The organism is Parabacteroides sp. Y3-G-102 (assembly GCF_023656845.1).
GTDB classification, from domain to species: Bacteria; Bacteroidota; Bacteroidia; order Bacteroidales; family Tannerellaceae; genus Parabacteroides; species Parabacteroides distasonis.
Window position 1 is genome coordinate 128,365 of sequence record NZ_JAMOKU010000007.1, and the last position, 13,955, is coordinate 142,319.

10 protein-coding genes are annotated in these 13,955 nt (G+C 43.0%); 2 read left to right on the plus strand and 8 right to left on the minus strand.

The features are described from left to right. Window positions 1–18 precede the first annotated feature (18 nt). The 4 genes from NBH16_RS05230 to NBH16_RS05245 all read right to left on the minus strand — a co-directional run bounded on the left by NBH16_RS05230 (window position 19) and on the right by NBH16_RS05245 (window position 8,074). Window positions 19–1,674, minus strand: a complete 1,656-nt coding sequence (locus tag NBH16_RS05230) for a peptide MFS transporter (protein ID WP_036612958.1) — start codon at window positions 1,672–1,674, stop codon at window positions 19–21. A 26-nt stretch (window positions 1,675–1,700) separates the two neighbouring features. Then, on the minus strand, window positions 1,701–2,768 hold the full coding sequence (locus NBH16_RS05235) for a DUF4831 family protein (protein ID WP_008773393.1): 1,068 nt from the start codon (window positions 2,766–2,768) through the stop codon (window positions 1,701–1,703). Between the two features lie 234 nt (window positions 2,769–3,002). Continuing rightward, window positions 3,003–4,619, minus strand: a complete 1,617-nt coding sequence (locus NBH16_RS05240) for a RagB/SusD family nutrient uptake outer membrane protein (RefSeq protein ID WP_250788199.1) — start codon at window positions 4,617–4,619, stop codon at window positions 3,003–3,005. Between the two features lie 56 nt (window positions 4,620–4,675). Then, window positions 4,676–8,074: a TonB-dependent receptor gene (locus tag NBH16_RS05245; RefSeq protein WP_250788200.1), complete on the minus strand. Its 3,399-nt coding sequence runs from the start codon at window positions 8,072–8,074 to the stop codon at window positions 4,676–4,678. Window positions 8,075–8,185: 111 nt separating this feature from the next. Between NBH16_RS05245 and NBH16_RS05250 the strand changes: the two genes are divergently transcribed. Together NBH16_RS05250 and NBH16_RS05255 are read left to right on the plus strand one after the other, a co-directional pair. After that, window positions 8,186–8,443: a sigma-70 family RNA polymerase sigma factor gene (locus tag NBH16_RS05250; RefSeq protein ID WP_008778165.1), complete on the plus strand. Its 258-nt coding sequence runs from the start codon at window positions 8,186–8,188 to the stop codon at window positions 8,441–8,443. An 81-nt stretch (window positions 8,444–8,524) separates the two neighbouring features. Further along, entirely contained in the window at window positions 8,525–9,394 is an 870-nt protein-coding gene (locus NBH16_RS05255) for a FecR family protein (protein ID WP_005868919.1), read from the plus strand. A 116-nt stretch (window positions 9,395–9,510) separates the two neighbouring features. On the opposite strand, the gene NBH16_RS05260 is transcribed toward NBH16_RS05255, so the two are convergent. The 4 genes from NBH16_RS05260 to NBH16_RS05275 all read right to left on the minus strand — a co-directional run bounded on the left by NBH16_RS05260 (window position 9,511) and on the right by NBH16_RS05275 (window position 13,586). Further along, complete coding sequence (locus tag NBH16_RS05260) at window positions 9,511–9,801, minus strand: RNA polymerase sigma factor (protein ID WP_008778163.1); 291 nt, start codon at window positions 9,799–9,801, stop codon at window positions 9,511–9,513. A gap of 97 nt (window positions 9,802–9,898) precedes the next feature. Beyond that, on the minus strand, window positions 9,899–10,753 hold the full coding sequence (locus NBH16_RS05265) for a sugar phosphate isomerase/epimerase family protein (protein WP_036612947.1): 855 nt from the start codon (window positions 10,751–10,753) through the stop codon (window positions 9,899–9,901). A 21-nt stretch (window positions 10,754–10,774) separates the two neighbouring features. Next, window positions 10,775–12,289, minus strand: coding sequence for a glycoside 3-dehydrogenase (locus NBH16_RS05270; RefSeq protein WP_005854795.1), 1,515 nt, complete (start codon window positions 12,287–12,289; stop codon window positions 10,775–10,777). A 28-nt stretch (window positions 12,290–12,317) separates the two neighbouring features. After that, a complete protein-coding gene (locus tag NBH16_RS05275; RefSeq protein WP_250788201.1) occupies window positions 12,318–13,586 on the minus strand; it encodes a 3-keto-disaccharide hydrolase in 1,269 nt (422 codons plus the stop codon). Window positions 13,587–13,955: the final 369 nt, after the last annotated feature.

A 13,955-nucleotide genomic window follows, 5' to 3' on the forward strand; every position in this document is an offset into this window, starting at 1 on the left:
ATTTTCAATTTTCAATTGTCAAGCCACTTTATCCAGTTTCTTCATGATAGAGAACATGAACAACGCAGACAGTAAGCAAAGAACGATCAACACGCTCCATACCATCCATAATTGCATGCTTCCCCACAAATAACCGATGATAGCGACCAGATAGTTACCGATAGCCGTAGCCACGAACCAACCACCCATCATCATACCTTTGTATTTAGGAGGAGCCACTTTGGATACGAAAGAGATACCCATCGGAGAAAGCAATAATTCGGCGAAGGTCAATACCAGATAAGTCGAGATCAACCAGTTCGGAGAAACCAATACCTGCAATTTGCTATCCGCCGCTAAAGCGTCCGGTGTAGGCAAGCCCATAGAACCGATCGCTAAGATCAAGAAACCGCAAGCGGCGATCATCATACCCAATCCGATCTTACGAGGAGCGGACGGCTCTTTCTTCTTATTAGCCAGATAACCAAAGATCGCCAACGATACCGGAGTCAATACAACCACGAAGAACGGGTTAAATTGCTGGAAGGTCTGCGGAAGGATCGTTACGGTTTCCGGCATAGCCATATATTTGATACCTAGAGCGGCCAATGCGGCCACGGTCACGATGCTGGCGATCGTCTTGCCTTTGCTCGTTGTGGATTGTGCGATAGCGAATCCCCCATACACGGCGATAACCAATAACGTTAAGTTAATCACATCAAAGCCGATACGATCCAACCCGGTCACTTGGTTGGCCGTATAGTCGCGAGCGAAGAACGTCATCGTCAGACCGTTCTGATGGAAAGCCATCCAGAAGAACAATACCACGGCGAATACCAGCAGCAAGGCGGTGATACGTTGTTTCGTCTCGGCAGGTGACAATTCCTCTTGCGGAGCGTGGGAAGCCTGTGCTTGTTTGGTATTGACATCCGCATGCTTAAAGGTAGAGCGGAATCCCATATAGATAGCCATCGATATGATCAATGAGATACAAGCCACACCGAATCCATAGTTGTATGCCTCGGACAACTTCTCGATATACGTGGAACAGAACGTAGCCATATCGCCGGTGAAACCTTGTGCGCTTTGCAGAGCGGCGAGTGCCTCTTTGTTCTCTGCGGAGATGGTTCCGTTTAAGAATTGGTGAGCGAGTGCCGGAATTTGTGACTCGTAGAAAAGGTTGTACTTACCCAACATCCAGTCTGTCATTTTAGTGGCAGCCGTAGGTGCGTACATGGCACCGATATTAATCGCCATATAAAACAAACTAAAGGCTTGGTCACGTTTACTTCTATATTCCGGGGCATCATAAAGATTACCTACCATCACTTGTAAGTTACCTTTAAATAATCCGGTACCGCAAGCGATTAGCGCTAGCGAGCCGAACATCATGATTTTTCCCGAGGCGGCATCTGTTGGGATGGCTAATAAAAGATAACCGACAAACATGATGATGATACCCGAGGTAACCATCTTTCCATAACCGAACTTATCGGCCATCATACCGCCAATCAATGGCATAAAATACACGAACGCTAAGAAGCTAGCGAAAATCGTTGATGTCTCAGCGGCCGTATAGCCGAATTTCGCTTGCAAGAATAGTGTGAAAATCGCAAGCATCGTGTAATAACCGAAGCGTTCGCCCGTGTTCGCGAGTGCTAGGGCATAGAGACCTTTAGGTTGTCCTTGTAACATGTGTTTTAGATAATATTAGTTTATACTTATTGAATAATTTGCTTTATGGCGCCGGTTTCCGGATAGAAAAGAACCTTGACAGGGGCTTTCTTATCCTCAAACATAACAGGGGCTAATCCTTCCCGTGTTCCGAATTGAGTGATTTGGGCCTCTCCTTTGTAGAGTGTTTTTTTGTTCATTAGTATTTCTATGCTGGCTTTTCCCGGAACATTGTAGACGATTCCTTTCAATGATTTGTCTTTCTTCTCGGCTTCCTTGGCATCAAGGATCGGAGCTCTTTCTGTCGCTTTCAAGTTCATATAGACAGGGGTACCGCCCAAATCGTCAGCGTCTACGATACCTAGCTGCTTGGAGAAACGGAACAATACTTCTTTGTCTAGGTTGTCGTGAGGGATAATGCTTACCTCATAATGCTCGGTTTCTTTGGTCAAGATTCCGGTGAATAGGTTTGTTAATGCTTTTTCTTGCTCCTCCAATTGCTGGATCACCAGTTTCATGGCTTCACCATCGGGGGGTAAATTATCCGCCTCGCCGGTCAAGATGTTCAAACGGCTTTCCCGGATACGGTAAATTTGTTTAGCGGCCACCTCCGCTTGTTTGGCGGTGGAGCCTGCCATTAGTAATTCCTCCGAGAAAACGGAAGCGTCTGTCACTTTTTGCTGAGGACCTTTATTTTTCTTTACAGCATCTAGCTCGGATTCAACAGGCGTATATTCTGCGTTTATCGAGCATAATAATCCATCTTCGGTAAGATAAGCGTAAGGGGCGACCGTACCTTGCTTGAATTCTACGATATAGGTATTATCCGCATCGGGTAATCCCCGGTTGATCAGACTGATTTTTCCGAGGTCGAAATAAACCTTGTCTTCCGTGACTGCATCCTTTACGCCTAGATACTTCTCTGCATATTGGTAGTAAGGCCCGGCTTTGCAAGTTACTTTCGTCACTTCGGCGTCTACGACTAGCGAGGTCTTGGGCAACGAGTAGGTGATTCCGAAATTATTGGCTTTTACGGCGTTCTTTTTTACCACCTTGGTTTGTGCCATAAGCGGCATTCCGAGGAGTAAACTAGCTATAATGATTATATTCTTCATATCCCAGTTTATTTAATTCTGTATATTATTGGGCAAAACTAGGAAATATTTTGCTTAAAACCAAATGATTTTGAAAACATGGGGTTGCCTTGAAATTGTACATTCAATAACCTTCTGGTAAAGATTTTAAATATCTACGTAAATAGGTGAGTGCCGTTAGGATTAAATGGCGTGTATGAAAAAAGGGTACGCTGAAAATACTTGGCGTACCCCTTCTTAAAATAAACTAATCTCTTAATAATTGTCGTTTTGTATCAAGGATCCTCCTACGAAGTCAATCTCGTTTTGAGGGATTGGGTAAGGCCAAGTCTTGTCGGTGACATTACTTCCTGCTCCGGAATACTTACCTTCTTCAGTTTTGTTGAAAGCCTGCATTGTCTGGACAAAAGTACCCCAGCGGAGTAAATCAGTATAGCGACGTCCTTCGCAAGCTAACTCTACGCGTCGTTCGTGACGTACGGCTTTGCGTAAATCGTCAGTGACCTTTATTTTATATTTTGAATTAAAGATCTCTTCCGTAACTTTTTGATCCTCTGTTACATTGAATTTTCGATACTTAGCAAAACTATCGGTCGGAGAGGTGGTAACAAATGCCCTATAACGTACTTGGTTGATTAAGTCTACAGCCAATTGTTTATTATCACCGGTCTCGATCAAGCATTCCGCGTACATTAATAAAACATCTGCGTAACGAATGTAATAGAATGACCAATCTGTTTCTTGTAAATTACCCGTAGGTCTTCTGGAATAATCGATCCAATGCTTACGGCTATGTTGTCTGGGGAAATTATCGTAACCAGAATAATCATGAGTTTCTGTCGTTTCCATATCCGCTTTATAGAACACGTCACCATGAGAAATAATCGTATGTGTCAAGCGAGGATCTCCTACCTCATATTCATTCACTAGATCGTTGGTGGGACATTCGCCTCCCCAACCACCGGTAGCATTTCGTCCCATATCCATTTGCGGACCCACGGAGGCTAATGAATTGTAAGGGGGTTGGTAAGAACGTAATGTAATAAATATAGCCTCTTTTGACATGTAGCCATTTGCCTTGCTATTGAATAAAGTTTGATAGTCGGGAACCAATTCGTAGGCTCCACTTTCTACAACGGCTTTTAGATCTGATTTAGCACCCTCATAATCTCCAAAGAATATTTTTACACGAGCTCGGAACGACAGGGCGGCCTCATGTGTAATGCGCCCTAGTTCATCCGCGCTTAGATTTTGTGCCTTGGGTAATTGATTTCCATTGATGGCTGCATCTAAGTCGGAAAGGATAAATTTTTGTACATCAGCCTTATCCGCTTTTGTGATAGCGCTTTTGTCTTCTGCTCCTAAAGGTTTGTCGATAATAGGAATATTGGCGAATACGCTTGCTAAGTCGAAGTAATAAAAAGCACGCATGAATTTAGCTTCCGCTATCCAACGCTCTTTTGTTGCTGCGCTGACGAAAGAACCACCGCTTGCGATAAGTTCAGTTTCTGGAGTTACATTCGCCAAGAACACGTTACAATTTGAAATCGCCACTTTGTAACGGTGGTTCCAAAGATCGGTCAACATAGAATTGGTTGTCGGAGGATTACCTCTTGTTAGCTCTGTTATGGTAACACGGTCTGCCGCATCTGAGCCACCTTTGGAACAATCATCTGTAATTTGATCGCCAAGGTCGAACCACATTTGCTCAAATGTCCAAATATCCAGCATCGGTTGGTAACAGTTTACTAATAGCTTGTATCCTGCGTCTTCCGTTTTTAAGAAGGTAGACTCGTCCATGGAACCCATAGTCGGACGATCCAAAAAGTCTGAGTTACAACTTACTACAAGAACCCCTGTTAGTAGTGCCATAAGACACGATTTGCTTCTATTTATAATTGATTTCATAATTATATCAGTTTTAAAAATTATAGTTTCATGCTAATACCAAACATAAACGTTCTTGCTTGCGGATAATATCCCATATCAACGCCCTTATAAATGGGATTTTGATTGAACTCTCCGATTTCCGGGTCTAATCCGGAATATCCGGTAATCGTGAATAAATTCTGAGCTGCGACAAATACTCGCAAATTGTTAAGCGTGATCTTCTTGGTGATAGAAGATGGAATCGTGTAACCGATCTGTAAATTCTTCAAGCGTACATAAGAACCGTTCTCAACAAACCATTCAGACATTTCTCGGTTTAAACGGCTATCGGCATCAATTGCGAAATTCTCGTTTGTACTACCTGCCCCATTCCAGAAAGTTGTCAGGATATCTTTTGGTGCATTGTACCAACCTACACCACCATAGAGGTCATATTTAACGATATTTAATAGGTCATTTCCAACCGATCCTTGGAAGAATGCGGAGAAGTCAAAACCTTTATATTCAGCTCCAAGTGTTAAACCAAATGTGAAATCGGGGTGTGGATTACCGATCATCGTGCGATCTTCATCATCTAATTTACCATCTTTATTCAAGTCCATGAACTTTAAGTCTCCCGGTTTGGCATTAGGCATTACGACTTGATCGTTATTCTTATAATTATCGATCTCCTCTTGTGTTTGGAAAACACCATCTGTCTTATATCCATAATAATATCCAATAGGTTTACCTACTTCTGTCATGGTATAAGTATAATACCCCAAATGAACTCCTTTACCCGGGATATTCGCTTCGCTTCCTAGGTCTTTGATCTTATTCTTGTATGTAGAAACGTTTCCATTCAAGTGGTAAGTAAAGTCTTGTCCGATTTGGCCATCATAACCGATCGAAACCTCAAAGCCTTTGTTGCTAATGCTACCTGCGTTTACCCACGGTGTATTAGGGAATCCCAAGCCTGCGGGACTAGGAACTTGTACAAGCATATCTTTCGTATCACGAGAATAATAATCGAAAGTGGCTCTTAAGGCTCCATTGAAGAAGGCGAGATCTAAGCCTAAATCTAATTGGCGAGTTGTTTCCCATTTCAGATTAGGATTACCTACTTGTGAGCGTGAAGCGAATAGTACGGGATTACCAGATCCTAGCATATAATACTGTGCATACCACATGGAAGGATTACCGTTACTATATTGGCTCAGATAAGCTCCGGATGGAATCGTTTGGTTTCCAATCTCTCCCCAACCTGCTCTTAATTTTCCTTGCGACAACCAACTTTTCGTACTCTCCAAGAAATGTTCTTCTGAGAAGTTCCATCCTCCGGATACAGACGGGAAGAAACCCCAGCGATTGCCTGCTCCGAATTTTGAGGAGCCATCCCATCGAATATTCGCTGTGATCATATAGCGATTGTCATAAGAATAAAATGCGCGACCGAAGTATGAGTTTAAAGTATTGATATTATAATACCCACTTGCTCCGGGATTTATTGTACCTGCATTTAATATCTGTAGATTCGAATCATTATTGGCTAATCCTTGTTTGGAAGCGGCTATTTCCTCATAGCGTTCTTTCTCCGCGGATGTTCCAGCCATAACGGAGACGCTATGATCTCCAAATTTATCTGTGTATGTCAAATAATTATCAAATACCCAGTAATCTGTATTATAGATATTTCTACTGACAGTGGCGTACGAGCTATATTCATCACCATCCAGATAATATTTAGGGGTAAAGCCATCGCTTTGCTCACGTTTAAGATCTACGGCGATACTGGATTTGAAGGTTAAGAATGGGAATAATTTGAATTCTCCGGTGATATTGCTCTTGGTCGCGATCCCGTGCCATTTGTTTTGGGCGGAACGCTCCACTTGCGCTAGTGAGTTTTGCTTGTTTGAATATAATACGCCCGTATAGCGAGACCAAGGGTTCGTTGGTTCATAACCATTATAGATCCTATCTTTTAAAAAGTCTGGGACATCTACTAGGTTGTCTCTATAGATTGGAGTGATTGGATCTGCCGCCGCCGCTATGAATGCGGTTGCGTTATAAGAGTCGTTTTCTTGCACATTTCTACGGGATTGATAAATAACATTTACATTCGCCGACAGGTTTAACCATTTAGTTACTTCTGTATCCACGTTTAATCTTCCGGATAAGCGTTCGTAATCAGATCCTTTCAAAATACCTTTATGATTCATATAGCTGAAACTAGAGCGGTATCTGAGTTTGTTCATACCTCCGGAAAAGGCTAAGTTGTAGGTTTGATTAATGGCTTCGCTCGGCTTCCTGTTGATGGCATTCCACCAATTCGTACCTTCACGTCCACCATTTTTATCGAGGAATGAAAGAATTGCTTCTCGCTTTTCTGGAGTTGCGAAATCTTCGGTTAATTCTTTCCCTGCGGCAGCATATGCACGGTTCTTGTATTCCATAAATCCTTCTGCATCTAAAAGGTCATATTCTTTAGACGCTTCTTGGAAACCTATATTCATATCGAATTCAATGTTACTGCGGTAACTGTCTCCACTCGCTCCTCGTTTTGTGGTTACCAAAACCACACCATTGGCTGCTCGCGAGCCATAGATGGCTTGTGCGGAAGCATCTTTAAGCACTTCTATGTTTTCTATGTCGCGAGGGTTAAGCCATCCGATATCACTTTGAGGCATACCGTCTACTACATATAGAGGATTATTCCCGTATTGAGATAAGGTGCCGACACCACGAATACGCACGTCGCCTAAGGAACCCGGGCTACCCGAATTGGCCGTAATGGTTACGCCGGCAACCTTTCCTTGTAAGGCGTCAGATGCACTTCGTAGAGGGAGTGCGGAAATCTCTTCTCCTTTTATCTGTGATATGGCTCCCGTTAAATCACTTTTCTTGAAAGAACCATAGCCAACAACTACAACCTCATCTAGCTTTTGGGTGTCTTCTGCTAAAGTGATGTCAAGGCTGCTTTTGTTCCCTACATTGATACTTTGTTGAAGATAGCCGATATATGAGAATTCTACAATTGCGTTAGAGGGTACATTTTCCAGAACGTAACGTCCATCCATATCGGTCATAGATCCGATCGTTGTTCCTTTGACCACTACGTTTACTCCAATCAAAGGCTCCCCATCTTGTCCTATCACCTGTCCGGTTAACCGTTTGCCATTTTGGTTAGTAGATGGTAACTCCGTGCTTTTCACGGTTTTATTGGTAAGTACCACATGATTTTTAACAAGCTTATATGTAATGCCCGTGCCGTTAAAGATATTGTTTAGTACTTGTTCTATGGACTCTCCGTGGATATTGACATCGACCCGTTTATTCAAATTGATCTGGTTGTCATTATAGAAGAATTTATACTCGCTTTGGTCTTCAATTGCTTTAAAGACCTCGGTAATAGTGCCTTTTGTGATATTTAAAGAAATGCTTTGTGCTGATGCTGCCATTGTATATGGTTGGCAAAAGGTTAAGCACAAACCTAAGAATAATGATTTTTTCAAGGTGTTGTAATTAGTTCTACCGGAACTATTGAAGTCCCTCAATGTGAAACTACGAACGTGTTATTTCGAGAGGAGGCAGAAGATAATGATCCTCATTCGACACTCAGTGTCCTTGAAATAGAGCAAATCATGGAAAATACGATAGAGGAATTACCTGATCAATGTAAATCCATCTTTAAATTGAGTCGTATAAATGGACTCAAGAACCAAGAGATCGCAGATAAACTGGATATCTCTGTCCGTACGGTGGAAACACAGATATACAGGGCTCTTAAGATTTTGAAAAGTCGATTGAAAGATTATCTGGCTTCTTGAAAAATATAATACAAAAATCTATCAATCTTGTAAGTAGCACATCGTTCTGATGTGTCATACATATAGAATCGAGAAAAAACAATGAAAGAATATATAAAAGATATAATAGAGGAAAGTCTCAAAGACGAAGTAGATGTTGATAGGGAGTGGGAGCGTTTGTTTTCATCCATAGAGAAAAAAACTATTTCCAAAATGAAAACAAGAGGGCTATTCCTTCAATACCTGAAATATGCCGCTGCCGTGGTTTTGGGCATAGGTGTTTCACTATCAACGTTGTATCTTACGAATCAAGAGAACTTATCGACAGTTGGAAATTATAAATTAGTAACGAGCAAAGGAGAGAAGAGCTATTTGCAATTACCGGATGGTACGAGGGTTTGGCTTAACTCTTGTACAACTCTAGAATATGCGGAGAACTACGGCCATTCCAATCGTAGCATTTATTTGGATGGAGAAGCTTATTTTGAAGTCGCAAAGAATAAAGACTTACCTTTTGTTGTAAAGGCAAACGGTATTGATGTGAAAGCGATTGGTACGGCCTTTAATGTTTCCGCTTATATGGAAGACTCGCAACTAACCACAACCTTGTTCAATGGCAAGGTTGCCGTACAACCAACGTTGACTAAACAAGAGGTCTTACTTGAGCCTAACCAAGTGGCGGTTTATGATAAAAGTAGAAACAAGATAGAAGTAGTGCCTTACGATAAGAAACAGTTCGCTCAATGGAGAGGTGGTTTCTTGTCTTTCGAAATGATGTATCTGCAAGATATAACAAAGTTGTTGGAAAGGAACTATAACGTTGTATTTCGTTATGAAAATCAAGGAATAAAAAAATTAAGGTTTAGCGGTAGTTTCCGTAACAACGAAGATTTATCGGAAATTCTCAATGTGATAAAGACGAATACGGGCATTCGCTATCAAATACTGAAAGATACTATAGTAATCAAATAATAAATCATTGAATTATTAATCTTAAAAACGGTCTTGCTTATGAGAAATGGATGATTATTAGTACAATACGGATAAAATCGTAACATTGTTAGATCTTATTATTAATCTTAAATTTATTAATTATGGCTAATCAAATAGGGAGTTCCGGTAGAACGAAGGTAATTGAGGCATTCGTTCTGTATAGCCCTGTATAAATAAGCGTTTAAAGACGTGTGAATATCGATGTTCTCACGCTTTTCCCAGAAGCGGAGGAAGACGTTTTGTAAGATGTCTTTTGCGTCTTCCGGGTCGGGGATAAATTTTCGGCAATGTATATAAAGTTGGAGATAAACAGACTTGAACAGGGTATTAAAGGCGGCTATATCTCCTTGTTTGATCAATTCGATTATTTTGTTGTCAGATGCCATTTTATTCCCGTGTATTATTAGAAAGGTGGAGCGTATAGGCAAGGAGAACATTCCTTGGGCCTATACGCTTACTGCCTGTCAATTAATGCTAACCCTATTATAAGATTTCGTTTGCGGTTTTATTGAAATATTGGATACATTCTTTAATATCCGGTACTGAGTTTTCCCAGTTGTATTCATACTCGATAGAGAATACTCCCTTGAAATTCTGGGATTTGAGTTCTTTCAACATACCCTTTACATCTAGGATGCCTGTGCCCCAGATCACGTCGTGCTGCTCATTCTCTCCTGCTTTTTTCGGGGCGATATCCTTGAAATGCAAAGAGATGATTCGACCTTTGAGTTGCTTTAAGCAATCAATCTGGTTTAGCCCCTCCCGACGCCAATGCCCCACATCTGAACAAGAACCTAGCAAGTGGCTGCGTCCGGAAATGGCTTTCAACAAGTTCTCCGGTTTCCAATACTCGGAAGGCTGCGGGTGATTATGGACGGAGATCTTAATGTTGTATTGCTTGGACAATTTTTCTACTAGGTCCCAATCGCTTAAAGCCGGTTCGCAAGTAATGAACTCTAGGTCCATCGCTTTCGCGAATTTGAACATCTTTTCCCAATCGGATGACTTTTCGGCTACATACACCCCGGTTCCTACGATCTTGATACCTTTGGATGCCGCAAGTTCCTTGATCTCTTTCTGAGTTTGCGCGTCGAGGTTAAAATCGAATACTTTATCCCCCCATTTACCGCCAAGCTTATGACCGGGATAAATCTCGATGTATTTCAATCCGAGTTCTTGCGTCTTATCGAGAGCTTCCGTCAAAGGGAACAGGTGGAAACTATAGGATTGCATCCCTAGACGCCATCCGTTCTTCTCGGCCTTCGTTTGCGCTTCGGTTGGAATAGCCAATAGGCAGCAAACGATCGCTATCATTATTTTATAGATATGTCTTATCATATTCGGTTGTTATTAAAAGGTTTATCTTGGCATATCCGGCAAAGAGAAACCGTTGTTATACGTATGCTTGATCCATTCGTTGGCCATCTCCGCAGCGTTAAACTCGGCGAAGCGACGGTCGAAACGCGGATCTCCGTCAATTACCTTGAAATCATCCACCGTGACGATCTTGATCTTATCGTTCGGGGAGATGTTCGTAAACCGCATATTCTCTCCATCCCATTGCAACTCACGATGCAAACCTTGCAGTCCGGAGAGGCGAACGGCCAAGACTCCCATCACGACCATCTCGTTGAACGGACCGGAGAACTGGAAGTTGGATGAGGCTTCCGTACGATTTTCCGGGGATTCCTTACATGCACGGATCCAGTCTTGCTCATGGGCGTTGGTAGACCATATGTCTCCATTGCCGCCTTTCACTCTCGGGATCGTCGGTTTGGGCTGGTTGAAATGTTCCATGTCGGAAACCGGTAATAAGGTCGGGTTCATTCCGTAACAGCCTGTCATGATCTTTCCTTTCGTTCCGATGAAGATGATACCGCCGTTCTCGTCGCCCATCATCTGCCCGTCTTTCAATTCTTCCGGACGGGGAGGCATCAAGCCACCATCGTACCAATAGACTTTTACTTCCGGCATCTTGACATTTCCTTTGGGCGGACGTGCGGGGAATGTATACGTTACGATCTGTGCGTGAGGAGGGGAGTACAGATTACTCAAAGTCGAGCTGCCGATTACGCTGGTCGGATATTTTAAGTCGAGTGCCCAATACAACGGGTCCATGATATGGCAAGCCATATCGCCCAAGGCCCCGGTTCCGAAGTCCCACCATCCACGCCAGTTCCAAGGGGTATAGACCGGATTATAAGGCCGCTTTTGAGCCGGGCCGATCCATAAATCCCAATCCAGTGTCTTCGGGCACTTCGGGGTATCGTTCGGCTTCATCAAGCCTTGGGGCCAGATGGGGCGGTCTGTCCAACAATGTACCTCATATACATCGCCGATTACGCCAGACTGTATCCACTCCGCGATCTGCCGGCACCAGTCGAATGAGTTACCTTGGTTACCCATTTGGGTGGCTACCTTATATTTCTTCGCCAGTTTGGTAAGCAAACGCGATTCGTAAACGGAGTGGGTAAGCGGTTTTTGCGTATAGCAATGCTTGCCTAGCGTGATTGCGTGGGCGGTCACGCCGGCATGTGTATGGTCTGGGGTGGCTACCATAATCGCGTCGATGGACTTACCCATCTCATCGAACATGACACGCCAGTCTTTAAAGCGTTTAGCCTTCGGATAGTCCTTGAAGGTCTTGTCCGCATAGTGCCAATCTACATCGCATAAAGCTACGATATTCTCCGTGTTCATGTTGGCGAGGTTACGACGTCCCATACCGCCGACACCGATACCCGCGATATTCAGTTTGTCACTAGGAGCTGTATAGCCAAAGGATTTACCGAGCACGGAACCCGGAACGATCGTTAGTCCGGCTGCCGCTACGGCTCCGGTCTTGAGGAAACTTCTTCTCGAAATGTTTTTCATAACTATTAAATTTTAAGAAAACGATATACTATAATGTTTGTAAATGAAGGTTGCGCCAAAGAACCTTGATGCCGCCACCATCATGTATTTGTAACGCGATACGCCCTTGACCGGCTCCGATCTTTTTATCCCGGATGTTTACCATCTCCTCTCCGTTGAGCCAAGTCTGTACATTATCTCCTTGTACCCGGATACGCATCGTGTTCCACTCTCCTTGTTTTAGGATGTTCTCCTTCTCGTCCGGGATCTGTATCAACCATCCTCGTCCGTAGGATTCGTAGATACCGCCCGTGTCAAAACCTTTGGGGGCGACTTCCACTTGCCAGCCGTTTACCTTTACATCTTTTTCTTCTACAAAGGAACGAATAAATACGCCAGAATTACCATCCGCTTCCTGTTTAAATTCCACGGTAAGGTCAAAATCGTCGTAATATTCCCGGGTGGCTAGATAGCCGTATTGTTTATCCGGGCCACTTTCGCATATTAATAAACCATCTTTTACATACCATAATTCTGTGCCGTATTTATCCCAGTTCGTAATGTCCTCGCCGTTGAATAAACGAGCCTCTCGTGTCTTGCGGGGAAGTTCCTTGATCTTGATATTACGGAACCATGCGGGATAACCGTGGTCTTGCAAACAAATCAAGCCTTTATGCGCTAATCCGTATTCAGGAGCGTTCGCCCATTTACCGCTGTTCTTACGGGAGAACCAATCATCAGACCATGCATCGAACTCTACGGTTTTGTGCCCGTTCATAAAGTAGGTGACATGTCCGTTGTCAAAAATAATCTTAGAGTTGTTCCATTCGCCGGCCGGATGTACTTTTATCGTGTTGAAGTCCGGTAAATACATCGCGTAATCCACTCCGCAACGTTGCCAATCTTCCAATGGCTCCGCGAAATTGATATCATCAATCAATTGATACTCGGGGCCGGTAACGTAGGGAACCGGGAATTGAGGACGTTCTACCACATGATATAATAAACCGCTATTTCCTCCTTTCGAGATTTTCCAGTCCCACGAAAGCTCAAAATTCTCATAAGCCTTGTCGGTGACGATGTATCCGCTGGCATCGCTACCTTGCCCGTCCGCTTGGATGGTTCCGTTTACAACTTCCCAAGGTCCGGTCAAGGCGGTTCCGTTATAATCCCGCCAGCCATCCAAGGTTTCCCCATCGAATAGAAGTTCCCAACCTTCCGCTTTCTCTTGTTCGGTCAATGTGTTATGCTTCGTGTTATCACAGGCGATTAAACCGAAAGCAGCTGTCATTACGAACGATACGATTGTTATTTTCATGTACGTATAGCTTTATTGTTAATACAAATTTGTCGGTGTTTTATATATGAGACAACTCTGGGGCAAGGGATACGTAAGCTCTTTTTCCTTTTTTATTTATTTTAACGGAAGTGTATGGCAATCGGTCATTTATTAGTCGGCAAACGCAGTAGTACTGACTTTGCCAAGTAATATATACTAACATCGCCAACGCAGTATATCTGATTTGGATACACTAAATACATTATATGATGTAGCCAAATGTTGCTGTGACTATGCCTAAATTTACTTCACAGATTTTACTGTTATTTTCTAAGGTACTTCACATCTTAGAGAAGCTTCTCCTGAAAAACTTCACAGGGTTGAAAGTTGTTTCCTGAACCGGTTCAC